The 23,153-nt window shown below is 62.6% G+C and carries 22 protein-coding genes; 7 read left to right on the forward strand and 15 right to left on the reverse strand.

The genetic code is table 11. The features are described from left to right. Window positions 1-115: 115 nt before the first annotated feature. From msrQ to mrcB, 9 genes are all read right to left on the reverse strand, one after another. Window positions 116-727: a protein-methionine-sulfoxide reductase heme-binding subunit MsrQ gene (msrQ, locus tag ACIOAU_RS20040; protein WP_101322122.1), complete on the reverse strand. Its 612-nt coding sequence runs from the start codon at window positions 725-727 to the stop codon at window positions 116-118. Next, the gene (gene msrP / locus ACIOAU_RS20045) at window positions 727-1,740 is read right to left on the reverse strand and encodes a protein-methionine-sulfoxide reductase catalytic subunit MsrP (RefSeq protein ID WP_150571336.1); all 1,014 of its coding nucleotides are present in this window, start codon (window positions 1,738-1,740) and stop codon (window positions 727-729) included. Before msrP ends, msrQ begins: the two co-directional genes overlap by 1 nt. 77 nt (window positions 1,741-1,817) lie before the next feature. Continuing rightward, the gene (gene pssA, locus ACIOAU_RS20050; protein WP_101322124.1) at window positions 1,818-2,669 is read right to left on the reverse strand and encodes a CDP-diacylglycerol--serine O-phosphatidyltransferase; all 852 of its coding nucleotides are present in this window, start codon (window positions 2,667-2,669) and stop codon (window positions 1,818-1,820) included. A 144-nt stretch (window positions 2,670-2,813) separates the two neighbouring features. Beyond that, window positions 2,814-3,830, reverse strand: a complete 1,017-nt coding sequence (gene ilvC, locus ACIOAU_RS20055; RefSeq protein WP_101322125.1) for a ketol-acid reductoisomerase — start codon at window positions 3,828-3,830, stop codon at window positions 2,814-2,816. A gap of 53 nt (window positions 3,831-3,883) precedes the next feature. Beyond that, window positions 3,884-4,375 (reverse strand): acetolactate synthase small subunit, encoded by a 492-nt coding sequence (gene ilvN, locus ACIOAU_RS20060; RefSeq protein ID WP_101322126.1) that lies wholly within the window; start codon window positions 4,373-4,375, stop codon window positions 3,884-3,886. Between the two features lies 1 nt (window position 4,376). Further along, window positions 4,377-6,101 (reverse strand): acetolactate synthase 3 large subunit, encoded by a 1,725-nt coding sequence (locus ACIOAU_RS20065; RefSeq protein ID WP_103438855.1) that lies wholly within the window; start codon window positions 6,099-6,101, stop codon window positions 4,377-4,379. Window positions 6,102-6,508: 407 nt separating this feature from the next. After that, window positions 6,509-6,841: a YqcC family protein gene (locus tag ACIOAU_RS20070; RefSeq protein WP_401184181.1), complete on the reverse strand. Its 333-nt coding sequence runs from the start codon at window positions 6,839-6,841 to the stop codon at window positions 6,509-6,511. Then, window positions 6,841-7,596 (reverse strand): M48 family metallopeptidase, encoded by a 756-nt coding sequence (locus tag ACIOAU_RS20075; RefSeq protein WP_101322128.1) that lies wholly within the window; start codon window positions 7,594-7,596, stop codon window positions 6,841-6,843. The genes ACIOAU_RS20070 and ACIOAU_RS20075 overlap by 1 nt, the downstream gene beginning before the upstream one ends. Window positions 7,597-7,656: 60 nt before the next feature. Beyond that, a complete protein-coding gene (mrcB, locus tag ACIOAU_RS20080; RefSeq protein WP_181108634.1) occupies window positions 7,657-9,978 on the reverse strand; it encodes a penicillin-binding protein 1B in 2,322 nt (773 codons plus the stop codon). Window positions 9,979-10,086: 108 nt separating this feature from the next. On the opposite strand from mrcB, the gene ACIOAU_RS20085 reads away from it, so the two are divergent. Further along, window positions 10,087-11,649, forward strand: a complete 1,563-nt coding sequence (locus ACIOAU_RS20085) for an AAA family ATPase (RefSeq protein ID WP_401184185.1) — start codon at window positions 10,087-10,089, stop codon at window positions 11,647-11,649. Between the two features lie 154 nt (window positions 11,650-11,803). Next, window positions 11,804-12,082, forward strand: a complete 279-nt coding sequence (locus ACIOAU_RS20090) for a TfoX/Sxy family protein (protein ID WP_101322131.1) — start codon at window positions 11,804-11,806, stop codon at window positions 12,080-12,082. A 205-nt stretch (window positions 12,083-12,287) separates the two neighbouring features. Here ACIOAU_RS20090 and ACIOAU_RS20095 read toward each other — a convergent pair whose 3' ends face one another. From ACIOAU_RS20095 to ACIOAU_RS20110, 4 genes are read right to left on the reverse strand one after another with little or no spacing between them, the layout of a single operon-like run. Beyond that, window positions 12,288-13,181, reverse strand: a complete 894-nt coding sequence (locus ACIOAU_RS20095) for a ChaN family lipoprotein (protein ID WP_401184187.1) — start codon at window positions 13,179-13,181, stop codon at window positions 12,288-12,290. 11 nt (window positions 13,182-13,192) lie between these two features. Next, complete coding sequence (locus ACIOAU_RS20100; protein ID WP_220632548.1) at window positions 13,193-13,960, reverse strand: heme ABC transporter ATP-binding protein; 768 nt, start codon at window positions 13,958-13,960, stop codon at window positions 13,193-13,195. Continuing rightward, window positions 13,960-14,943, reverse strand: coding sequence for a FecCD family ABC transporter permease (locus tag ACIOAU_RS20105; RefSeq protein ID WP_401184498.1), 984 nt, complete (start codon window positions 14,941-14,943; stop codon window positions 13,960-13,962). Before ACIOAU_RS20105 ends, ACIOAU_RS20100 begins: the two co-directional genes overlap by 1 nt. 50 nt (window positions 14,944-14,993) lie before the next feature. Next, window positions 14,994-15,875 carry a hemin ABC transporter substrate-binding protein gene (locus tag ACIOAU_RS20110; RefSeq protein WP_401184190.1) on the reverse strand — a complete coding sequence of 294 codons (882 nt, stop codon included), beginning with the start codon at window positions 15,873-15,875 and terminating at the stop codon, window positions 14,994-14,996. A 161-nt stretch (window positions 15,876-16,036) separates the two neighbouring features. On the opposite strand from ACIOAU_RS20110, the gene ACIOAU_RS20115 reads away from it, so the two are divergent. Then, the gene (locus ACIOAU_RS20115) at window positions 16,037-16,354 is read left to right on the forward strand and encodes a Rieske 2Fe-2S domain-containing protein (RefSeq protein ID WP_150571330.1); all 318 of its coding nucleotides are present in this window, start codon (window positions 16,037-16,039) and stop codon (window positions 16,352-16,354) included. On the opposite strand, the gene sfsA is transcribed toward ACIOAU_RS20115, so the two are convergent. Both sfsA and ACIOAU_RS20125 read right to left on the reverse strand, forming a co-directional pair. Beyond that, window positions 16,344-17,057 (reverse strand): DNA/RNA nuclease SfsA, encoded by a 714-nt coding sequence (sfsA, locus tag ACIOAU_RS20120; protein ID WP_181108643.1) that lies wholly within the window; start codon window positions 17,055-17,057, stop codon window positions 16,344-16,346. The genes ACIOAU_RS20115 and sfsA overlap by 11 nt on opposite strands. Then, window positions 17,057-18,229, reverse strand: a complete 1,173-nt coding sequence (locus tag ACIOAU_RS20125) for a pyridoxal phosphate-dependent aminotransferase (RefSeq protein ID WP_401184194.1) — start codon at window positions 18,227-18,229, stop codon at window positions 17,057-17,059. Before ACIOAU_RS20125 ends, sfsA begins: the two co-directional genes overlap by 1 nt. Before the next feature lie 214 nt (window positions 18,230-18,443). On the opposite strand from ACIOAU_RS20125, the gene dksA reads away from it, so the two are divergent. From dksA to ACIOAU_RS20145, 4 genes are all read left to right on the forward strand, one after another. Further along, a complete protein-coding gene (gene dksA, locus ACIOAU_RS20130) occupies window positions 18,444-18,890 on the forward strand; it encodes an RNA polymerase-binding protein DksA (RefSeq protein WP_101322139.1) in 447 nt (148 codons plus the stop codon). 64 nt (window positions 18,891-18,954) lie between these two features. Then, entirely contained in the window at window positions 18,955-19,842 is an 888-nt protein-coding gene (gluQRS, locus tag ACIOAU_RS20135; protein WP_150571327.1) for a tRNA glutamyl-Q(34) synthetase GluQRS, read from the forward strand. Window positions 19,843-20,013: 171 nt separating this feature from the next. Continuing rightward, a complete protein-coding gene (locus tag ACIOAU_RS20140; protein WP_003250005.1) occupies window positions 20,014-20,190 on the forward strand; it encodes a hypothetical protein in 177 nt (58 codons plus the stop codon). After that, window positions 20,174-23,149 carry a sensor histidine kinase gene (locus tag ACIOAU_RS20145; RefSeq protein WP_178080795.1) on the forward strand — a complete coding sequence of 992 codons (2,976 nt, stop codon included), beginning with the start codon at window positions 20,174-20,176 and terminating at the stop codon, window positions 23,147-23,149. Before ACIOAU_RS20140 ends, ACIOAU_RS20145 begins: the two co-directional genes overlap by 17 nt. The last annotated feature ends 4 nt before the right edge of the window (window positions 23,150-23,153 follow it).

The following is a 23,153-nucleotide window of genomic DNA, read 5'->3' on the forward strand; positions in this document are numbered from 1 at the left end:
AAACTCAAGGAGTTTTCCGCTCCAACTACGCTGGAAGTGGGGCGCATTATAAGCGCTTACAGAAACCCGTCAACCGTTAATTTCAGCTTTGTGCAATATCACTGGAGCAAGCCTCTCACACCGCCCTGCCCCGCCTGCCGATCAACCGCGGAACGCGCCGCGCCACCAGCGGAACCCGCAGCAGCAACAGCAATGCGCCGATCGAGGCATAGATCGCCCACTCTTTAAGGTCCGAACGCACGATCCACAGGAAATGCAGCAAACCCAGCCCAAGAATCACGTACACCAGCTTGTGCAGCTTCTTCCAACGCGCACCCAGGCGCCGCTGACTGTAACGATTGGAAGTCAGCGCCAAGGCCAGCAAGCCGAGGAAGGCCAGCGCACCGACAATGATGTACGGCCGCTTGCGCAACTCAACGCCGAACTGCCCCCAGTCCAGGCCGAGGATGAACACCATGTAGGTAATCATGTGCAGCACTATATAAGCAAAGCTCCAAAGCCCCAGTTGCCGGCGGATCACGATCCACCCCGACCAGCCCGTAAGCCGCTGCAGTGGCGTCATGCTCAAGGTGATCAACAGGAAGATCAGCGCCCCCAGGCCCAACCGGTCCATGATGATCTTGCCCAGGTCGGGGCCGAGCTGGTTGGTCGCCGCCTCATACAGCCACCAGCTGGGGAACAGGCAGCCCAGCACAAAGATGCCCAGGCGCAACCAGGGATAGCGCATCAGTAGTTCTTCCGCAGATCAAGGTCGCTGTACAACGACGCGACTTCATCGCCATAGCCGTTGAACATCAAGGTGTCGCGCACGTTCGGGCTGAACAGGCCACTCGGCAGCCGCCGCTCACGGGCCTGAGTCCAGCGTGGATGATCGACCGTCGGGTTGACGTTGGCATAGAAGCCATACTCGGTCGGCGCCAGGCGCTCCCAGGTGGTTTGCGGCTGCTCCGCCACCAGGCTGATGCGCACGATCGACTTGATGCTTTTGAAGCCGTACTTCCACGGCACGATCAGCCGCAGTGGCGCACCATTCTGGTTAGGCAGTTCACGTCCATACATGCCCACCGCAAGAATCGCCAATGGGTTCATCGCCTCGTCCAGGCGCAGGCCTTCCACGTAGGGCCAGTCGATCAAGGCAAACGATGAGCGCTGGCCGGGCATTACCTTTGGGTCCTGCAGGGTTTCGAAACGCAGGTAGCGCGCCTTCGAAGTCGGCTCGACCTGCTTGAGCACCTGCGCCAGGCTAAAGCCCAACCACGGGATCACCATCGACCAGGCCTCGACGCAGCGCAGCCGATAGATGCGCTCTTCCAGCTGATAGGGTTTGACGAAGTCTTCCAGCGCATAGCGCCCTGGCTTGGCCACCTCGCCATCCACCACCAGGCTCCACGGCTCGGTTTTCAGGCTGCCGGCATTCGCGGCTGGATCACCCTTGTCGGTGCCGAATTCATAGAAGTTGTTGTAGTGGGTGGCGTCCTTGAACGGCGTGATCGCCTCGTTCTCCACCATCACTGCGCCCCACCGGGTAGCGCCGAGCTTGTCCTTGAACCAGCCCGGCGCGGCGCCAGGTTCGACATCGGCATAGCGCGAAGGCTCGGCGCCAAGCGCAACGCCAGGCAATGCGGCCACGGCGGCACCCGCCAGGGAAGCACCCAGCATGGTACGGCGAGAAAGGTAGATACCTTCAGGGGTGATCTCCGACGCTTTGCAGTCGGATGGACGAGCGATCTTGATGAGCATAACGGCTCCACAGTACGGGCAACTGATGTACCCGTAAGACTATGGAGCCGGAAGGTTATTCCGTCATTAAATCAACTTCAGTTTTTTTGCCGACGCACCCGCAGCAGATACTGCACCGGGCCCGACACGGCATAACCGAGGAAGATCAACAGCAGAATGCGCGGCGGGTCGCTGAATACCACGGCAAACACCAGCACAACTGCAAGGATCGCCACGAACGGCACCCGCCCACGCAGGTCGAGTTCCTTGAAACTGTTGTACTTGACGTTGCTGACCATCAGCATGCCCGCAGCCGCCACCAGCAGCGCCACCAGGAACGACAGCTTCGAGCCCTGAATGCCGAAATCGCTGAAGGCCCATACGGTACCCGCCACCACGCCTGCCGCAGCCGGGCTGGCCAGGCCGATGAAGTAACGTTTGTCAGCAGTGCCGACCTGGGTGTTGAAGCGTGCCAGACGCAGGGCAGCACCAGCGACATAGATGAAAGCAACCATCCAGCCGACCTTGCCCATGTCACCCAGTGCCCAGCCGAATGCCAGCAGCGCCGGCGCCACGCCGAAAGCGACCATGTCCGACAGCGAGTCGTACTCAGCGCCGAATGCGCTCTGGGTGTTGGTCATACGTGCTACCCGGCCATCCAGGCCGTCGAGCACCATGGCCACGAAAATGGCGATAGCGGCAAAGGCGAAGTACTTGCTCGCCTCGCGCGGGTCACCTGCGCTCATGGCGCTCTGCGCGCTGATCGAGCTGATGATCGAGTAGAAGCCGGCGAACAGGTTGGCCGTGGTGAACAGGTTGGGCAGCAGGTAGATACCGCGGTGACGGACCTTGCGCCCTTCGGCGTCATGCCCTTCTTCAACGTGCTCATCTACAGGTAGCAGGCTTTCGGCGTCGGAGGGCGTGTTCGGCTCTTCGGGACGTTCGCTCATGAAAATTACCTTGATTGGAAAATGTTCGATACAGGCTTGCGAAGCACAAACTGACGGCAAGCCACTGGTCGCTTTATACCAGAAGCGCGCCGCTTAAACGAAAAAACGCGGCCTAAGCCGCGTTTTTCATCTCATCGCAAAGACTCAGTTCTTGGTCTTGTCGACGATTTTGTTGGCCGAGATCCAAGGCATCATGGAACGCAGCTGCTCACCGATCACTTCGATACCGTGGGCGGCGTTGTTACGACGCTTGGCGGTCATCGATGGGTAGTTGGTAGCACCTTCGGAGATGAACATCTTGGCGTATTCGCCGTCCTGGATGCGCTTCAGAGCGTTGCGCATGGCCTGACGCGATTCGGCGTTGATGACCTCAGGGCCAGTCACGTACTCACCGTATTCGGCGTTGTTGGAGATCGAGTAGTTCATGTTGGCGATACCGCCTTCGTACATGAGGTCAACGATCAGTTTCAGTTCGTGCAGGCACTCGAAGTAGGCCATTTCTGGCGCGTAGCCAGCTTCAACCAGGGTTTCGAAACCGGCTTTGACCAGCTCGACGGTACCGCCACACAGAACAGCCTGCTCGCCGAACAGGTCGGTTTCAGTCTCGTCCTTGAAGGTGGTTTCGATGATGCCGGTACGGCCGCCGCCGACGCCTGCAGCGTACGACAGAGCAACGTTCTTGGCGTTGCCCGAGGCGTCCTGGTAGATAGCGATCAGGTCAGGGATGCCGCCGCCTTTGACGAACTCGGAACGCACGGTGTGGCCTGGGGCCTTCGGCGCGATCATGATCACGTCGAGGTCAGCACGTGGCACGACCTGGTTGTAGTGGATCGCGAAGCCGTGGGAGAAGGCCAGGGTGGCGCCTTTCTTGATGTTCGGCTCGATTTCGGTCTTGTACAGAGTGCCCTGGAATTCGTCCGGGGTCAGGATCATGACCAGGTCGGCAGCAGCGACAGCCGAAGCCACGTCAGCCACTTTCAGGCCGTGAGCTTCTGCCTTGGCAACGGTAGCCGAACCTTTACGCAGACCGACAGTTACGTCTACACCGGAGTCTTTCAGGTTGCATGCCTGAGCGTGGCCTTGCGAACCGTAGCCGATGATGGCGACTTTCTTACCCTGGATGATGGAAAGGTCGCAGTCTTTGTCGTAGAAAACTTTCATGAAATACCCCTGTTAGATCTCGGCCCCTGCGGAGCCATCGCTATTTGTTTAAGTTAGACGCTGAGCACTTTGTCGCCACGGGCAATGCCGGTAACGCCGCTGCGCACGGTTTCGAGAATCGATGCAGTGCCGATCGCCTGGATGAAGCTGTCCAGCTTGTCGCTGGTGCCGCTCAGTTGCACGGTATACACACTGGCGGTGACGTCGACGATCTGCCCACGGAAAATATCCGTGGTGCGTTTGATCTCGGCGCGCTGGGCGCCGGTTGCCTTGACCTTGACCAGCATCAATTCGCGCTCGATGTGCGCGCTCTCCGACAGGTCGACCAGCTTCACCACTTCTACCAGCTTGTTCAGGTTCTTGGTGATCTGCTCGATCACCTCGTCATGACCAACGGTAGTCAGGGTCAGGCGCGAGAGGGTTGGGTCCTCGGTCGGCGCCACGGTCAGGCTTTCAATGTTGTAGTTGCGTTGGGAAAACAGGCCGACCACGCGAGACAAGGCACCGGGTTCGTTTTCCAGCAGCAGGGAAATGATGTGCCGCATATCAGGTACGCTCCGTCTTGCTCAGCCACATGTCGCGCATCGAGCCGTCTTTGATCTGCATCGGGTAGACGTGCTCGGTGCGGTCAATCGCGATATCGATGAACACCAGCCGGTCTTTCATGGCGAACGCTTCTTCCAGCTTGGGCTTGAGGTCCTTGAGGCTGGTGATGCGGATACCGACGTGGCCATAGGCCTCGACCAGTTTGACGAAGTCCGGCAGCGACTCGACATACGAATGCGAGTGACGGCCGTTGTAGGCCATGTCCTGCCACTGGCGAACCATGCCCAGCACACCGTTGTTCATGTTGACGATCTTCACCGGCAGGCCGTACTGCATGCAGGTAGACAGCTCCTGGATGTTCATCTGGATGCTGCCTTCGCCGGTCACACAGGCCACGTCCTGGTCGGGGAAGTTGAGCTTGACGCCCATCGCCGCCGGGAAGCCGAAGCCCATGGTGCCCAGGCCACCGGAGTTGATCCAGCGGTTCGGCTTGTTGAAGCGGTAGTACTGCGAAGCGAACATCTGGTGCTGGCCGACATCGGAGGTGATGTAAGCATCGCCATTGGTCACTTCACACAGGGTTTCGATCACGGTCTGCGGTTTGATCACGCTGCCGTCGCCCTTGTCGTAAGGGAACAGGCCGCGGTCGCCACGCCATTCGTCGATCTGCTTCCACCAGGCATCCAGCGCGGCCTTTTCAGGCTGCTGACCGATTTCCTTGAAGATCGCCAGCATCTCGCTGAGCACGCTGTCGACTGGACCTACGATCGGCACGTCGGCCTTGATCGTTTTCGAGATGGACGCCGGGTCGATGTCGATGTGGATGATCTTGGCATTCGGGCAGAACTTGGCCGGGCCGTTGATCACACGGTCATCGAAACGCGCGCCGACAGCCAGGATCACGTCGGCATGGTGCATCGCCTGGTTGGCGGTGAAGCTGCCATGCATACCGAGCATGCCGAGGAACTGGCGGTCGGTACCGGGGAAGCCACCCAAGCCCATCAGGGTGTTGGTGACCGGCAGGTTCAGCGACTTGGCGATCTCGGTCAGGGTCTCGGAGCCACCACCGAGGATCACACCACCCCCGGAGTAGACGATCGGACGCTTGGCGGCGAGGATCATCTCGGCTGCCTTGCGGATCTGCCCCGAGTGACCACGTACGGCCGGGCTGTAGGAACGCAGCTTGACCTTCTTCGGATAGACGTACTCGAACTTCTCGGCCGGGTTGGTCATATCTTTTGGAATGTCGACCACGACCGGGCCAGGACGACCGGATTGCGCCAGGTAGAAGGCCTTTTTCATGACTTCGGGGATTTCCGAGGCATGCTTAATCATGAAGCTGTGCTTCACGATCGGCCGGGAAATACCGATCATGTCGGTTTCCTGGAAGGCGTCGGTGCCGACCATGGTGCTAGGCACCTGGCCCGACAGGATCACCATCGGAATCGAGTCCATGTACGCGGTGGCAATACCGGTGATGGCATTGGTTGCACCCGGGCCGGAAGTCACCAGCACTACGCCAGCCTTGCCGGTGGCACGGGCATAGCCGTCAGCCATGTGGGTTGCAGCCTGCTCGTGACGAACCAGGATGTGCTCGACTTCCGGCTCTTTGAACAGCGCGTCGTATACATGAAGGAGAGCACCGCCAGGGTACCCGTAGATGTGCTTAACGCCTTCGTCACGCAAGAAGCGGACGACCATCTCAGCGCCAGATAAAAGCTCCACGTTGTTCACCTCTAAAACGCCAGAATACCGTCCCTGATGGACGGGTCTTAATAGGTTTACTGCCAAGCAGAGCACGAGCGAACGTCAGCACTGACTGAGCAAGTATTGGGAGCGCCCCAGAGTGTTGCGGGGTTTTCCCACCCAGCGCGAGGTAACGCGTTGCGGGGTGTTACAAGTCGGCGCGGGTATGCGCCTCATGATCTGCTTAGCGGGTCTGCTTCTGGCAGTCCCTCTAAAGCGGAACCTGATTCTTGTGATTCGCCGAGGTTATGTCAAGAAAAATTATTGCCAATTTTTCCTCGAGATGAATTTGTTCCACCACGAATACAGTTCACAGCAGCAGAAAACCAAACAAAAACCAAAAAAAGAGCCGCAATCTGCGGCTCTAGTCTGAAAAAGAGCAGAAATCAGGCGGATGTGCCGATCAATTGGTCAAATTCAGCCAATAGTCGGCGCAGCTCGCGACCTTGCTCCGGGCGATCACTGAAAACCGTTTCAGCCATGACCAGAATGCCCGAGGCGTTCGGCAGCGGCTGGGCGTGTTCGAGGATGAACGCCATGCGTGGCAGGAAAATCCACTGCAGCCACTGCTCAAAGCTCATCACATCGACCGCAAACGGCGTGACACTGGCCAGTGCTTCGGCACTGGGTGCCTGCTCGCTCCACCAGCCCTGACTGCGCAACTCGTGCTCAATCAGCAGCAAATGGTCGGCGATGTCGAGAATGCGTTGCTCGACCATTACAGATTGACCCGGGCTTTCTGCCGAGCCAGAGCGGCACCGGCGCTGTCACCCTGCTTCTCACGGGCCTGGGCAATGGTGTTCCACAGCTCCGCTTGTAAGCTTGGGCGACCATTGGCGTAGGTCAGCGCGCGGCGTGCGAGTTGCTCGGCCTGGGCCGAATCACCCTGGGCCAGGCGCACCTGGGCCAGGCGGAACAGCACCTGCGGCTCGCGCGGGGCAATGCGCTGGGCGCGCTCAAGGCTCGACGAAGCGCCATTGAGGTCGCCACCGCCTTGTTGCTGCTGGGCCGTGGTCAACAGCGCCAGCACCGGGCCATCGAGCTGCTCGTCAGCCGACAGGCCGCCAGCTGGCGCGCTGCGCGGGATACCGGTAGGCGCACTGGTCGCCGCCGGGGTGCTGTTCATCGAGGCGATGTCGAAAGGCTCGTCGGCAATCGGGTTGGGGTTGGTGGTAATCGGCGTGGTATCGATCGGCGCGCTGCTGATCGGCGCCGCGTTGCCAGCCGGGAAGGTCTGGATCGACGAAGCACCGGCGCCTTGCGGGATCATCACGGTCACGCCGGAGTCCTCAGGCAGCGACTGCGCCTGGCTGGTGCCATTGGCGGTAACCGGCGTGCGCTGGTTGGCGGTGACCCGCTCGCTGTTGGATACCCGGGTGCTCGAGTCGACCACCGGAATGTTGCCGCGTGGAACGCTGGCGCAGCCATGGAGCATGGCCAGCGCGGTCAAGGCAGGAAGCCACCACTTGTTCACTTGTTACCCTCTCTAAATGCGGCTACGGGCCAGTGGGTCATCCCCGCCGGCCCGCAGTGCTCAATTCATCCAACCCTTGACCCAATCCATGACCGAGTCGGCCGGTTGCTGTTCACCACCGCAGGCAGCGCCAGCGGCCGGTTCGCTGCCGCGAATATACGGCATCTGCACTGCTCCCGGACAGCTGCTGTCCGAGCCCTGCCCGCTGTATGGGTCGATCCAGGCCTGGACGATGTTGTCCGGCTGCGGCATGTCCAGTGGCAACGGATCGGCCTTGCGCATGAAGCTGGTCCAGACCTGCAACGCACCGGTGGCGCCGGTGAATGGTGTCTTGCCGTTGTCGTCGCGGCCGAGCCAGACCACCGCCAGCAGATCCTGGCTGAAACCGGAGAACCAGCTGTCGCGCGAATCGTTACTGGTGCCGGTCTTGCCGGCCAGCGTCAGCGAGCTTGGCAGGACACTGTAGACCGAACGCCCGGTACCTTCACGCATGACCCGCTGCATGGCGTTCTGGACCAGATAAATGGCACCTGGGTCGAAGCTCTGCTGGATCTGGAACGGGTAGCGCTTGAGCGGCTCGCCTTCGGCGGTGAGCACACTGCGAATGCCGCGCATCGGCGTGTTGAAGCCACCGTTGGCGATGGTTTGGTACATGGTCGCGACCTGCATCGGCGACATCCCGCCAGCGCCGAGCAACATCGACGGGAACGCCGGCCAGTCGACATTGACGCCGAGCCGACCGATGGTCTTGAGCACGTTCGGCACGCCGACTTCCAGGCCTAGCTTGGCGGTCGACAGGTTGTACGAGTTGGCCAGGCCTTGATACAGGTAGATAGTGCCATGCGCACGGCGGTCGTAGTTCTGTGGACGCCAGACCTGGCCATCCGCACCCTTGACCGAGAACGGCTCGTCTTGCAGCCAACTGGTCAGGGTGTACTTGCTCGGTTTTTCCAGTGCACTGAGGTACACCGCCGGCTTCACCAGCGAGCCGATCGGGCGCACTGCATCGATGGCGCGGTTGAAGCCGGCAAAGCCGGACTGGCGGCTGCCGATCAAGGCCTGGACTTCGCCGGTTTCCGGATTGGTCACGACCATCGCCGATTCGACCGCATCCGAGCCCTTGCGCCCGGCCAGACGCTTGAACGTCTCGCTCATGGCAGTCTCGGCCTTCATCTGCAGGATCGGGTCGAAGCTGGTGAAGATGCGCAGGCCTTCTTCGGTCAAGTCTTCGTCACGATAGTCCTGGCGCAGCTGACGCTTGACCAGATCAAGGAAGGCCGGGAACGAGCTATCGGCGAGGCTGCCGCGCTTGGTCACGCCCAGTGGCATTTTCTTCGCCGCGTCGACTACTTCCTGGCTGGCCACGCCCTGCTCGGCCAACAGGTCGAGGACCAGGTTACGGCGCACCAGCGCACGCTCAGGCGAGCGCCGCGGGTTGTAGTAGGACGGGCCCTTGACCATGCCCACCAGCAAGGCGATCTGGTGCAGCTTGAGCTCTTGCAGCGGCTGGCTGAAGAAGAACTGGCTGGCCAGACCGAAGCCATGCACGGCACGTTGGCCATCCTGACCGACAAAGACCTCGTTGAGGTAGGCCTCGAGAATCTCGCGCTTGTCGTAGTGCATTTCGAGCAATACGGCCATCATCGCTTCGGTCAGCTTGCGCGTCAGGCTGCGCTCGCTGGTCAGGTAGAAGTTTTTCACCAGCTGTTGAGTCAGGGTACTACCGCCCTGGCGCATGGCGCCGGACGAAGTGTTGACCCAGATCGCCCGGGCGATGCCCTTGGGTGACACACCAAAGTGGCTGTAGAAGTCGCGGTCTTCGGTGGCAACCAGGGTTTCCAGCAGGTACGGAGGCACCTGATCGATCTTGATCAGGATGCGATCTTCGAGGTTTTTCGGGTAGATGCCGCCGATCATCAGCGGCTCGAGCCGGACCACATCTAGCTTGCTGCCATTGGCGCCAGTCATGCCGGCCACATAATCGCCCGAGAAGCGCACACGCACGAACTGCGCAGGTTCCAGGCCTTCATAGAATTGGAAGCCGCGGGTGTTGAGGTCGACATTGTTGCCGTTGACCGACGCCGCGCCTGGGCCATTGGCCGCGGTTTCACGGCGGTAGCCAAGGGCGTCGAGTTCGGTGAGGAAGTCGTCCTTGCTCAGCTTCTGGCCGACGAACAGCTCCAGCGGCCGGGCATACACTTTGGCCGGGATGGTCCAGCGCTTGCCGGAGAATTTCTCCTGGACGATGGCATCGAGGTAGATAGCAAAGCCGGCGAGCAGCACCAGGCCGACCAGGCTCAGTTTGAGAGCCCAGCCCAGCCAGACGCGCGAGCGACCAGGCGAGCGTTTTTGCGCAGTACGGGAATTTCGGGATCGAGTCATGGCGGCGGATTATACGCACTTTAGTCAAGGCAGGCCCGGCGGTATGCAGGGACGGCACCATTGACCATAATGGCGCATTCGAATTCCCTTATCCCGGAAGGATTGCCCGTGAGCCAAGCCCTCATCAGTGCCCTGCAGAACCCCGCCCTTTACCCGCACCCGGTCAGCGGCTTCCAGCTTATCGAGACGCACATCTCCTGGGTCCTGCTCACCGGTGAGTACGCCTACAAGATCAAGAAACCGATGAACTTCGGTTTTCTCGACTTCACCGGCCTCGACCAGCGTGAACACTTTTGTAACGAAGAACTGCGCCTGAACCAGCGCCTGACCGACGACCTGTACCTGGACGTGCTGCCGATCACCGGCAGCGCCGAGGCGCCGCAACTGGGCGGCGCAGGTGCACCGATCGAGTTCGCCCTGCGCATGCGCCAGTTCCCCCAGAGCAACATGCTCAGCACGCTGCAGGCCAACGGTGAACTGACCGCCAGCCACATCGACCAGATGGCGCGGCAGATTGCCGAGTTCCACCAGCAGACGCCAAAGGTCGCCGCCGAGCAGCCATTCGGCACCCCGGACAGCGTGATGGCACCGGTCGAACAGAACTTCGAGCAGATTCGCCCGTTCCTCAGCGACAAGGCCGACCTGCAGCAGCTAGACAACCTGCAAGCCTGGGCCCGCAGCAGCTTCGACCGCCTGCATGGCCTGTTCGAGGCGCGCAAGCGTGACGGCTTCATCCGCGAATGCCACGGTGACATCCACCTGGGCAATGCCACGGTGATCGACGGCAAGGTGGTGATCTTCGACTGCATCGAGTTCAACGAGCCATTCCGCATGACCGATGTCTGGGCTGACACCGGCTTCCTCGCCATGGACCTCGAAGACCGTGGCTTGAAGTGTCTGGCGCGGCGCTTCGTCAGCCAGTACCTGGAACTGACCGGCGACTACCAGGGCCTGGAGCTGCTCAACTTCTACAAGGCCTATCGCGCCCTGGTGCGGGCCAAGGTCGCCCTGTTCAGCATGCCGGCCGACGCCGATGGCGTGCAGCGCGCCACCACCCTGCGCACCTACCGCAACTACGCCAACCTGGCGGAAAGCTACAGCGCCATCCCTTCACGCCTGCTGGCGATCACCCATGGCGTTTCGGCAGTAGGCAAAAGCCACGTGTCGATGCGCCTGGTCGAAGCACTGGGGGCGATCCGCTTGCGCTCCGATGTCGAGCGCAAGCGCCTGTTCGGTGAACAACTGGCTCAGGCTGCCGGCCAACTGCAAGGCGGCATTTACGCCGAAGATGCCAGCGCCGCTACCTATAAGCGTCTGCATCAACTGGCCGACGTGATTCTGCGCGCGGGCTTCCCGGTGGTGCTCGACGCCACCTACCTCAAGCGCGAGCAGCGCCAGGCCGCCGCCAGCGTCGCCAACCAGACCGGGGTGCCATTGCTGATCCTCGATTGCCACGCGCCGGATGCGGTCATCGAAAGCTGGCTGGCACAGCGTCAGGCTGAGCAGCTTGACCCTTCCGACGCCACCCTTGAAGTGGTCAAGGCTCAGCAGGCCAGCCGCGACCCGCTGGACGAGCAGGAGCTGCGCGACAGCACCCGCGTCGACACCCAGCAGGGCGCCGCCATGGACGCCGTGATCGAGCAGATTCGTCAGCGCCTGCCCGGCCTGTAACATCTCCAAAGCGCGGGGCAGCAATTGCCCTGCGCTGCCCTGCCCGCCGCGCACGGCGGGCTTTGCGGGCGAATTCGCCAACCCCCGCTACACTCCTGTCTGACCTGCTCACGATTTTCGATATGCCCCCGTTCAGCCATCGCAAGGAGGCTCGATGAACGATGAGTTGCAGCACCTGAAAAATCTCGGCAAGACCTCTGCGCAGTGGTTGCATGCGGTCGGCATCCACAGTGCATCCGACTTGCGCAGGCTCGGCGCGGTCGGCGCTTATCAGGCAGTGAAGAGTAGAGGCTTTCGCGCGTCCAAGGTCCTGCTGTATGCAATCGAGGGGGCGTTGCTCGACATGCATTGGAATGATTTGCCGGCCGAACGCAAGGAAGCACTGAATCAACAGCTGGACGCAAAATGCACGCTGCAGAAAAATCTTAAATAAATTGCAGCGAAGGGATTGACGCAGAAATGAGAATCGTTATGATTATCACAACTGGTCGCGAGACTGGTTGGGTAATTTGAAAGACCTTGGTTCGGACTCTCAGATTATCTCCTCATCAGGCTAATCACGGTTATTGACCCGGCTTTTTGCCGGGTCTTTTTTTGCCTGCGATTTGGGCTCAAGCGCCGCCGCTAGCCGCGGATGATCAATGCTGGCTGCGCAACTGGGCGCAGTAGTCCTGCTCTGGCAGCGCCGCCGTAAACCAGACATAGTCGGCCATGCCCGGCTGCACTTCGCTGCCAACTTCGGCCAGCAACAAGACTTTGCTCGCGCCCTTGGCGCCGAGATCAGCCAAATGCAGCGGCACGCCGAGGTCGTTGCGCACGTGGGCACTGCCGGCGAACAGTAACGCCGGTTGCGCTGCCGCCAGCAACCGCTCGGCGATACGCCGGTCGCGTTGCTGCTGCACCGCGAGCATTGCCGGCAACTGGCTTTCAGGCAGCAGCCCGCAATGCCCCTCACGCACTTGCTTGAGCAGTTCGGCTTTGACAGCAGGCGCACTCGAGCGCTGGCCACTCAGCGCAGCAGGCTGCCGGTAGGCCTGGCGCATTTCGCTGGTGGACAGATTGGCCGCCAGCAGCGGGGTCGACTGCTGCAACGCCTGGCGCACGATCGGGCCGTACAGCGCCCAGTCCCAGCCGTCCTCCCAGGCCAGGGCTTTGCCCAGGTCGGCCGGCAGTTGCGCGGCGCCAGCCACCGCGTCGACCCGCGCCTGCTGCTCGGGCTGGAGCATTTCCAACAGCAGGCTGCCTTGCGCTCGGCGCGCCTGCAGCGCCTTTAGCAGCCACAGCTGCAGCGCGTGGTGATCAGGGTTGTCGTGCTTCTCTCCAACCAGCACCCGCGGCGCCTGCGCCAACTCATCCAGCAGTTGCTCAGGGCTGAGCAGGCGGCCACTGGCGAGTTCGCGAATCTGCCCCAATTGCGCACTGGTGCGGCCCTCGCTGGCTTGCCAGACGGGCAGCGGCGGCAGGCTGGCCTGTCGCGCCTGACAGCCGCCAAATACAACCAGCAAACCAAGCAACAACAGGCGACAGATCATGGGCAAGCTCCTTAGCGCATGATGATCAGCGGGTGGCCGCGTTCAGGATGATCCTGCACCAGCACATCGATGCCGAACACAGCCTTCAGCGCCTCTGGCGTCAGGACCTCGCGCGGGCTGGCCAGGGCGTGGCAACGGCCTTGCTCGAGCAGCATCAGCTGGTCACAGTAGCGCGCGGCCAGGTTCAGGTCATGCAGGATTACCAGTACCGCCGCGCCGCGGTCGGCAAAGCTGCGCACGGCCTGTAAGGTGGTGTGCTGGTGCAGCGGGTCGAGCATCGAGGTGGGTTCATCGAGCAGCAGCGTAGCGCCCGCCTCGCCTGGCCATAATTGCGCCAGCACCCGCGCCAGATGCACACGCTGGCGCTCACCGCCCGACAACGCCAGGTAACTGCGCGCAAGCAGGTGCTGGGCATCTGCGGCGTGCAGCGCAGCTTCGATGATCTCGCGGTCACGCTGCTGGCCGCTGGCATGGGGCAAGCGGCCAAGACCGACCACTTCTTCAACGCGAAAGGCAAAGCCAAGGCTGGACACCTGCGGCAGCACCGCCAATTGCCGTGCCCGCGCCTGCCCGGCCCATTCGGCCAGGCCCCGCCCGCCAAGGCGCACCTGGCCCTGGCTGGGGATCAGTTCACCACACAGCGCGCCGAGCAGGCTGCTCTTGCCAGCGCCATTGGGGCCCAGCACACCAAGGATCTGCCCAGGCTTCACGCTCAGGCTTATATCGTGCAGCACTTCGGTGCTACCACGCTGCAAGTGCAGGCCTTTGGCTTCGAGCATCAGTGGCGCCCCTTGAGCAGCAACAGCAAAAAGAACGGCGCCCCAATGAACGCAGTAACGATGCCGATCGGCAATTCGGCGGGCGCCAGCGCCAGCCGTGCGACCAGGTCAGCGAACAGTAGCAGCGAGCCGCCGGCAAGCAATGAGGCTGGCAGCAGCACCCGGTGATCAGGCCCGGCCAGCAGCCGCACCAAGTGCGGCACCACCAGCCCGATAAAACCGATCAGGCCGGCGGCGGCCACTGCTGCGCCTACGCCCAAGGCGGTGCAGAACACCAGCTCGCGCTTCAGTGACTCGACCTCGACGCCCAGATGCCGCGCCTCCGACTCGCCCAACAGCAAGGCATTGAGTGCCTGCGCCCGCCTGGGCAGCCACAGCGCCACGGCGAGGGTCACCACCAGCAACGGCCACAGCCGGGCATAGCTAGCGCCGTTAATGCTGCCCAGGTTCCAGAAGGTCAAGGTGCGCAGGGTGGCGTCATCGGCCAGATAGGTGAACAAGCCCACTGCCGAGCCGGCCAGGGCAGTCAGCGCGATACCGGCCAGCAGCATCGTGGCGACATTGGTTTGACCGTCACGCCGGCCCAGCCGGTAGACCAGCGCGGTGACTCCAAGGCCACCGGCAAAGGCACATACCGACAGCAGATACGGCGCAAACCACTCCGGGATACCGCCCAGCCAACTGCCGCCGACAATCGCAATAGCGGCGCCGAGCGCAGCACCGCTAGCCACGCCGACCAGCCCTGGGTCCGCCAGCGGGTTGCGAAACAGGCCTTGCATGGCCACTCCGGACAACGCCAGCACGGCGCCCACCGCCAGCCCGAGCAAGGTCCGCGGCAGGCGGATCTGCCCCAGGATCAGCTCGGCCTGCTCCAGCCCATCAGCGGCAATCGGCACGCCGAGCAGGCGCAAGCCGGCGCGCAGGGTATCCAGCAATGGCAGGCTGACCGGCCCCAGCGCCAGCGACAGCCATACTGCGAGCAGGCAGAGCAGGCTCAGGCCGATGAACAAGGTGCGCGGCTGAACCCTCTGTTTCATGGGGCGAAGCTGGCCTTGGCCTGTGGATAGAACTCACCCGCCAGCTGCTGCAGAGTCGCCGGCAGACGCGGGCCGAGGCCGCCCACCAACAGGGTTGGGTCCAGCGACACCAGGCGCTTCTCGCGCACCGCGCGCGAGCTGGCCAGGCCTGGATTTTCCTTGAGCAGCGCTTGCACCGCCTGCTCCCCACTCAAGCTGCGGTCGGCAATCACCACCACGTCGGGGTCGAGCGCTGCCAGTGCTTCGACCGAGAAGTTCTTGTAGCCCTGATGCTCGGCCAGGTTACGCCCGCCGGCCTGGCCCAGCAGCCAGTCCCCTGCCGTAGCCGCGCCGGCGATCAATGGCTTGGCACCGGCATGGCCGACCAGCAGCAACACACCGGGCGCTTTCTGCGCAGCCTGCGCCTTTTTGACCTTGGTCTGTACGGCGTCCAGCTCATGATGGAACTGTCCAGCGAGCAGCCCGGCGCGGCCGTCCTCGCCAAGCAGACGGCCCAGTTTCTCAAGGTTGGCATCCAGCGCCGCCAGCTCAGGCTTGCTCGAGAACACCTCGACCCGCACCCCGGCCTGGCGAATCTGCGCCAGCACCGGCGGCGGGCCCATTTCGTCGGTGCCGACCAGCAGATCAGGACGCAGGCTGAGGATGCCCTCGGCCGACAATTGGCGCTGATAGCCGATGCTCGGCAGCGCAGTCAGTGCCTCGGGGTGCTGACTGGTGGTATCGACGCCGACCAGCCGCTGCTCACCACCCAGCGCGCTGATCCACTCACTCAAGGCACCGCCGGCACTGACCCAGCGCTGCGGTAGTTCGGCAGCCGCCGTCTGAGTGGACATAACAAGTGCAGCGCACAGGGCAAGCAGAGCAGCAGGACGGCGCATAAGCGGATTCCTTTACAGAAGACAGGCCGCGCGCCTTGTGGCACACGACAGAACTGCGCACCATAGTCGGCCAACGCAACAGCGCACAGTTTGATAATTATTCTCATTGAGCGTCAAGCGCTGCCTTGTGCCAACCTTTTACCGCAGGACGATTTCCCGCGATGCAGCTTCTATGTGCTTCCGAGCAACTTGCTGAAGGCCACAGCCGTGCATTCAACGTAGCAGGCCAGGCGCTGTTTGCCGTGCGTCGCCACGGCCAGGTGTTTGTCTATCGCAACCGCTGCCCGCACAAGGGCATCCCGTTGAACTGGGCAGACGACACGTTTCTGGATGCCAGTGCCAGCCTGATCCACTGCGCCCAGCATGGGGCGCTGTTTCTGATCGAGAGTGGCGAGTGCGTGGCCGGCCCGTGCGAGGGCGAGCAGTTGCACGCCCTGGCCTGCCATGAAGACAGCCAGGGCATCTGGCTCAGCGCGTGAGCAACACCGGCAGCGGGCGGTCGATGCGAATCTGCTGGGCATCCAGGCAGGTGCCGTAGGCGATCACCTCGACGCCTTCGGCAACAGCTGCGCGCAGCGCCGTGGCGTAGGCGGCATCGATTTCTTCGGCAGGCCGCACCGCTTCGATCCCGCTGAGATTGACGCAATACAGCTGCACCGCACGAATCCCCTGGCGGGCCAGTGCCGCCAGCTCGCGCAGATGCTTGGCACCGCGCTGAGTGACGGCATCGGGAAACGCCGCCACTGCGCTGTCCGGGTAGCCGAGGGTGACACTCTTGACCTCGACATAGGCAGGCCCACTGGCAAACTCCAGACGAAAATCAATCCGGCTGCGCTCGCTGCCATAGGCCACCTCGCGCTTGAGTGCGGTAAACCCGGCCAGCTCGCTGATCACCCCGGCGTGCAAAGCCTCTTCAACCAGTGCGTTAGCCCGCCCGGTATTGATACAGGCCAGCCGGCCCTGTGGCGTCTCGCTGATTTCCCAGGTGCCGGGCAGCTTGCGCTTGGGGTCGTTGGAGCGACTGAACCAGACCTGCCCGCCTTCGCGCATGCAGTTGAGCATCGAACCGGTATTGGGGCAGTGAATGGTCAGCTGCTCGCCGTTGGCCAGTTCGATATCGGCCAGAAAGCGCTTGTAGCGGCGCAGCAGGCGGCCCTGTTCCAGTTGAGGAAACTGCGCCATCAGCCTTGCCAACTACGCAGGCCGCGGGCCAACCGCTCAACCGCCTGTTCCAGCCGCGGCAAGCTCTGGGTATAGGCGAAGCGCACATGGTGCCCAGCCTGATGGCGGCCGAAGTCCAGGCCCGGAGTAAACGCCAGATGTTCGGTTTCGAGGAAGTGCCGGCAGAAGGCGAAGGCGTCGCCACCGAACTTGCTGATGTCGGCATATAGATAGAAGGCGCCTTGCGGCTCGACGGCAATGCAGAAGCCAAGGTTGCGCAACGCCGGCAGCAAATAGTCGCGGCGCTTGGCAAATTCGCCACGGCGCTGTTCGAGAATGGCCAGGGTGTCATCCTCGAAACAGGCCAGCGCGGCGTGCTGGGCCATGCTTGGGGCGCTGATGTAGAGGTTTTGCGCAAGCTTCTCCAGATCGGCCACCGCCTGCGGCGGCGCGACCAGCCAGCCCAGGCGCCAGCCGGTCATGCCGAAATATTTGGAAAAACTGTTCAGCACAAAGGCGTCATCGGCCACTTCGAGCACACTCGGCGCATCCATACCGTAGGTCAGGCCGTGATAGATCTCGTCCACCACCAGATGGCCATCACGGGCGCGTATCGCTTGCGCCAGGCCGGCCAGTTCATCGCGGTCGAGCACGGTACCGGTGGGGTTGGCCGGCGAGGCCACCAGCGCACCGACGCTGTCCTGGTTCCAGTGCTGCGCGACCAACTCGGCGGTCAGCTGGTAATTGACCTCTGGCCCGACCGGCACCAACTGCGCCGCGCCCTCGACCAGCCGCAGGAAATGCCGATTGCACGGGTAGCCCGGGTCTGCCAGCAGCCAGTGTTTGCCGGGGTCGACCAGCAAGCTGCTGGCCAACAGCAACGCGCCCGAGCCGCCTGGCGTGATCAGGATGCGCTGCGGGTCGATGTCCAGCCCGTAGCGCTTGCCATAAAAGGCAGAGATCGCTTCGCGCAGTGCGGGTAGCCCGCGCGCGGCGGTGTAACGGGTATGCCCCGCCGCCAGCGCAGCCTGGCCGGCAGCCACGATCGGCGCGGCGGTGGTGAAATCCGGCTCGCCGATTTCCAGATGGATCACGTCATGGCCGGCGGCCTGCAGCTCGTTGGCGCGGGCCAACAGGGCCATGACATGGAAAGGTTCGATGGCGCGGCTGCGCGCGCTGTAGGACTGAGCCATTGTGGGCCTTCTATGAAATGCATCTAGACTGGTGAATCAAGCGTCAACATGCCACTGAACGCGTAGCGCGGGCCGCTGTCAACAGTGAGATCGGCCGGGGTAGCGCACCCCCGATCTATCTGGTAAGTTCGGCGGCTCGCAGTCGCAGGGCCGGCGGTCGCCGGAGATGGAGCATCCTGCGCATTGGATCAGATGAGTGAGAGGCGGTCTATTCATGTCCACCCTAGAAAAGCAAAAAGCCAGTCAGAACCTTTATGGGGTTGAGCCCTATCAGGAGAGCAAGGGTGAAGAGTACATGGGTGAACCCATGCGCAAGCACTTCACCAAGATCCTGAGTGCTTGGAAGCAAGAGTTGATGATCGGCGTCGACAAGACCGTTGACCATATGAAAGAAGAGGCGGCCAACTTTGCCGACCCAGCGGACCGTGCCTCGCAAGAGGAAGAGTTCGCCCTTGAACTGCGCGCCCGCGATCGCGAGCGCAAGCTGATCAAGAAGATCGACAAGACCCTGCAATTGATTGTCGACGAGGAATACGGCTGGTGCGAAGCCTGTGGCATCGAGATCGGCCTGCGCCGTCTGGAAGCTCGCCCTACCGCTGACCTGTGCTTCGATTGCAAGGAAGTGGCAGAGAAGAAAGAAAAGCAGGTCGGCAAAGCCTGATCGTGCTTTTCATCGAACGGGGCGCTCAGGCGCCCCGTTTTTCATTGTGAAGATGACGTAAACCATGACTGCCTCCCCCTACGTCGGGCGCTTCGCCCCTACCCCCAGTGGTTTCCTGCACTTCGGCTCGCTGGTGGCCGCCCTGGCCTCGTGGCTGGACGCCCGCGCCGTCAATGGCCGCTGGCTGCTGCGCATGGAAGACACCGACCCGCCGCGCGAGATGCCCGGCGCCCGCGATGCGATCCTGCGCACCCTCGAAGGCTACGGCCTGCACTGGGACGGCCAGGTGGTGTACCAGAGCCAGCGCCATGCTGCCTATGCCGACGTGGTCGAGCACCTGTTCCGTCAGGGGCTGGCTTACGCCTGCACCTGCTCGCGCAAGCAACTGGAGGGCAGCAACGGCATCTACCCTGGCACTTGTCGCAACGCCGGTCACGCCCGCGAGGGCGCGGCGATCCGCTTGCGCGTGCCGGAGCTGAGCTATCGCTTCGATGACCGTGTGCAAGGGCCGTTCGCCCAGCACCTGGGCCGCGAAGTCGGCGACTTCATCATCCAACGCCGCGATGGTTTGTACGCCTACCAGCTGGCGGTGGTGTTGGACGATGCCTGGCAAGGCGTTACCGACATCGTGCGAGGCGCCGATTTGCTCGACAACACCCCGCGTCAGCTGTACCTGCAAGAACTGCTGGGGTTTTCCCAGCCGCGCTACCTGCACATCCCGTTGCTGATCCAGCCCGACGGGCACAAGTTGGGTAAATCGTACCGCTCGCCACCGCTGGCACCTGAGCAGGCCACCCCTCTCCTGCTGCGCGCGCTGCGTGCACTGGGCCAAGCGACCGAGCCTGCGCTTGAGCAGGCCAGCCCGGCTGAGGTGCTGGAGATCGCGCGCCAGCGTTGGCGCCCTGAGGCCATCGCCCGCCAGCTGACCCTGGCCGAGGCTGATCTGCGCTAGTTGCCGGTCCCGCGCCGTGGGCTCGCTGCAGCCCTTGGCGCGCGGTAAAAATCGAGCAAATTCAATTTCTTGCCCACAGCCGTAGAATCCCGCTAGCATCGGCCCGGCCGTTGGCGCCGATTTGCGCCAATAATAAGTGCAAATCCGCAGCGCCCACTCATCGAGGCCCGCATGTACATCTATCGCTTGGTCCTGCTGCTGGTGGTCGGGATCTACCTGTTCTCGCCGGCCATCATGGACTGGTGGATCGAGCCCACCGGCGCCTGGTACCGCCCGTACCTGCTGTGGCTGATCCTGATCGTCGTCACCTTCATCCTGCAGAGCCAACGAGATGCCGATGAGCTTTAGCCTGACCCAGATGATCCTCATCAGCGCCGGGTACCTGCTGGTACTGTTCGGCGTCGCCTGGATCAGCGAGCGCGGGCTGATCCCGCGTTCGGTCATCCGTCACCCGCTGACCTATACCTTGTCGCTCGGCGTCTACGCCAGCGCCTGGGCCTTCTACGGCTCGGTCGGCCTGGCCTATCAGTATGGCTATGGCTTTCTTGCCTGTTACCTGGGCGTGTCGGGGGCGTTTCTGCTGGCGCCGGTGCTGCTCTATCCGATCCTGAAGATCACCCGCACCTACCAGTTGTCATCCCTGGCCGACCTGCTCGCGTTTCGCTTTCGCAGCACCTGGGCCGGCGCGCTGACCACCATCTTCATGTTGATTGGCGTGCTGCCGCTGCTGGCCCTGCAGATCCAGGCGGTGGCCGACTCGATCAATATCCTCACCGGCGAGCCGGTCAAGGCCCGGGTCGCGTTCGCCTTTTGTGCGCTGATCACCCTGTTCACCATCTTCTTCGGCTCGCGCCATATCGCCACCCGCGAGAAACACGAAGGGCTGGTGTTCGCCATCGCCTTCGAGTCGGTGATCAAGCTGATCGCCCTCGGCGGGGTCGGCCTGTATGCGCTGTATGGTGTGTTCGGCGGCCCACACGGCCTGGAAGTGTGGCTGCTGCAAAACCAGACCGCCCTCGCCGCGCTGCACACGCCACTGCAGGAGGGCCCATGGCGCACGTTGCTGCTGGTGTTCTTCGCCTCGGCGATCGTCATGCCGCACATGTACCACATGGCCTTTACCGAAAACCTCAGCCCGCGCGCACTGGTCAGCGCCAGCTGGGGCCTGCCGTTGTTCCTGCTGCTGATGAGCCTGGCCGTGCCGCTGATCCTGTGGGCAGGGCTGCGGCTGGGCGCGAGCACCAACCCCGAGTATTTCACCCTCGGCCTGGGCATTGCCGCCAATAATGAAGCACTGGCACTGCTGGCTTACGTCGGCGGTTTGTCGGCTTCCAGCGGGCTGATCATCGTCACCACCCTGGCGCTGTCGGGCATGGCCCTCAACCACCTGGTGCTACCGCTGTATCAGCCACCAGCCGAAGGCAATATCTATCGCTGGCTGAAGTGGACCCGGCGCGCGCTGATCGTCGCCATCATCACCGCCGGCTTCGTCTTCTACCTGACCCAGAACAACCACCAGAGTCTGGCCAACCTCGGCATCGTTGCCTTTGTCGCCACCTTGCAGTTCCTCCCCGGCGTGCTTTCGGTGCTGTACTGGCCGACCGCCAACCGCCGTGGCTTCATCGCCGGCCTGCTGGCGGGCATGCTGGTGTGGATGGTGACAATGCTGTTGCCGCTGCTGGGCAACCTGCAGGGCTTCTATATCCCGCTGCTGGACATGATCTATGTGCTTGACGATACCAGCTGGCACATGGCGGCGATTGCGTCGCTGGCCGCCAACGTCTTGCTGTTCACGCTGATCTCGCTGTTCACCAACGCCAGCAGTGAAGAAGTCAGCGCCGCTGAAGCCTGTGCGGTCGACAACGTGCGCCGGCCACAGCGGCGTGAACTGCACGCCGCTTCGCCGCAGGAGTTCGCCACCCAGCTGGCCAAACCGCTGGGCGCCAAGGCCGCGCAAAAAGAAGTCGAGCAAGCCCTGCGCGACTTGTATCTGCCGTTCGACGAACGTCGCCCTTACGCCCTGCGCCGTCTGCGCGATCGCATCGAGGCCAACCTGTCCGGTCTGATGGGCCCAAGCGTTGCGCAGGACATGGTCGAAACCTTCTTGCCGTACAAATCCGGCAACGAAAATTACGTAACCGAAGATATCCACTTCATCGAAAGCCGTCTTGAGGATTACCACTCGCGCCTGACCGGCCTGGCCGCCGAGCTCGATGCGCTGCGCCGTTACCACCGCCAGACCTTGCAGGAACTGCCCATGGGGGTCTGCTCGCTGGCCAAGGACCAAGAGATCCTGATGTGGAACAAGGCCATGGAAGAGCTGACCGGGATTGCCGCCAAGCACGTGGTCGGCTCGCGCCTGGTCACCATCGCCGAGCCCTGGCGCGGGCTGCTACAGGGCTTTATCGACCTGCCCGACGAGCACCTGCACAAGCAGCGCCTGGGCCTCGACGGCCAGACCCGCTGGCTCAACCTGCACAAAGCCGCCATCGACGAGCCTTTGGCACCGGGCAACAGCGGCCTGGTACTGCTGGTCGAAGACCTCACCGATACCCAGGCGCTGGAAGACAAGCTGGTGCATTCCGAGCGCCTGGCCAGTATTGGCCGCCTTGCCGCCGGGGTCGCCCACGAGATCGGCAACCCGATCACCGGCATCGCCTGCCTGGCTCAGAACCTGCGCGAAGAGCGTGAGGACGATGGCGAGATCACCGAGCTGTCCAGCCAGATCATCGAGCAGACCAAACGCGTCTCGCGCATCGTCCAGTCATTGATGAGCTTCGCCCATGCCGGCGGCAGCCACCAGAACAACGAAGAGCCGGTGTGCCTGGCCGAGGTCGCCCAGGATGCGATCGGCCTGCTGGCCCTCAACCGGCGCAATTTCGAGGTGCAGTTCTTCAACCTGTGCGACCCGGATCACTGGGCCGAGGGTGACCCACAGCGCCTCGCCCAGGTGCTCATCAACCTGCTGTCCAACGCCCGTGATGCCTCGCCCGCCGGCAGTGCCGTGCGCGTGCGCAGTGAAGTCAGCGAGCACACCGTCGACCTGGTGGTCGAGGACGAAGGCAGCGGCATTCCGAAAAACATCATGGACCGCCTGTTCGAACCGTTCTTCACCACCAAGGACCCTGGCGAGGGAACCGGACTGGGGCTTGCACTGGTCTATTCCATCGTGGAAGAGCATTATGGGCAAATCACCATCGACAGCCCCGCCGATATCGAACGGCAGCGTGGCACCCGGATCCGCGTGACCCTGCCCCGGCATGTCGTAGCGACGTCCCCTGAAATTCGCGACCGTCGAGAGAATTGAATCA

Source organism: Pseudomonas sp. NPDC088322, assembly GCF_044740745.1.
GTDB classification, from domain to species: Bacteria; Pseudomonadota; Gammaproteobacteria; order Pseudomonadales; family Pseudomonadaceae; genus Aquipseudomonas; species Aquipseudomonas shirazensis.

Bases quoted from the DNA above. Each gene is read 5' to 3' on its own strand.
- ACIOAU_RS20115 (WP_150571330.1), top strand. From the start codon at position 16,037: ATGCAGCTTCTATGTGCTTCCGAGCAACTTGCTGAAGGCCACAGCCGT.
- ACIOAU_RS20110 (WP_401184190.1), bottom strand. From the start codon at position 15,875: ATGCGCCGTCCTGCTGCTCTGCTTGCCCTGTGCGCTGCACTTGTTATG.
- msrQ (WP_101322122.1), bottom strand. From the start codon at position 727: ATGCGCTATCCCTGGTTGCGCCTGGGCATCTTTGTGCTGGGCTGCCTG.
- msrP (WP_150571336.1), bottom strand. From the start codon at position 1,740: ATGCTCATCAAGATCGCTCGTCCATCCGACTGCAAAGCGTCGGAGATC.
- ACIOAU_RS20140 (WP_003250005.1), top strand. From the start codon at position 20,014: ATGTACATCTATCGCTTGGTCCTGCTGCTGGTGGTCGGGATCTACCTG.
- gluQRS (WP_150571327.1), top strand. From the start codon at position 18,955: ATGACTGCCTCCCCCTACGTCGGGCGCTTCGCCCCTACCCCCAGTGGT.
- ACIOAU_RS20100 (WP_220632548.1), bottom strand. From the start codon at position 13,960: ATGCTCGAAGCCAAAGGCCTGCACTTGCAGCGTGGTAGCACCGAAGTG.
- ACIOAU_RS20095 (WP_401184187.1), bottom strand. From the start codon at position 13,181: ATGATCTGTCGCCTGTTGTTGCTTGGTTTGCTGGTTGTATTTGGCGGC.
- ACIOAU_RS20125 (WP_401184194.1), bottom strand. From the start codon at position 18,229: ATGGCTCAGTCCTACAGCGCGCGCAGCCGCGCCATCGAACCTTTCCAT.
- ACIOAU_RS20070 (WP_401184181.1), bottom strand. From the start codon at position 6,841: ATGGTCGAGCAACGCATTCTCGACATCGCCGACCATTTGCTGCTGATT.
- pssA (WP_101322124.1), bottom strand. From the start codon at position 2,669: ATGAGCGAACGTCCCGAAGAGCCGAACACGCCCTCCGACGCCGAAAGC.
- ACIOAU_RS20145 (WP_178080795.1), top strand. From the start codon at position 20,174: ATGCCGATGAGCTTTAGCCTGACCCAGATGATCCTCATCAGCGCCGGG.
- dksA (WP_101322139.1), top strand. From the start codon at position 18,444: ATGTCCACCCTAGAAAAGCAAAAAGCCAGTCAGAACCTTTATGGGGTT.
- mrcB (WP_181108634.1), bottom strand. From the start codon at position 9,978: ATGACTCGATCCCGAAATTCCCGTACTGCGCAAAAACGCTCGCCTGGT.
- sfsA (WP_181108643.1), bottom strand. From the start codon at position 17,057: ATGGCGCAGTTTCCTCAACTGGAACAGGGCCGCCTGCTGCGCCGCTAC.
- ACIOAU_RS20090 (WP_101322131.1), top strand. From the start codon at position 11,804: ATGAACGATGAGTTGCAGCACCTGAAAAATCTCGGCAAGACCTCTGCG.
- ilvN (WP_101322126.1), bottom strand. From the start codon at position 4,375: ATGCGGCACATCATTTCCCTGCTGCTGGAAAACGAACCCGGTGCCTTG.
- ilvC (WP_101322125.1), bottom strand. From the start codon at position 3,830: ATGAAAGTTTTCTACGACAAAGACTGCGACCTTTCCATCATCCAGGGT.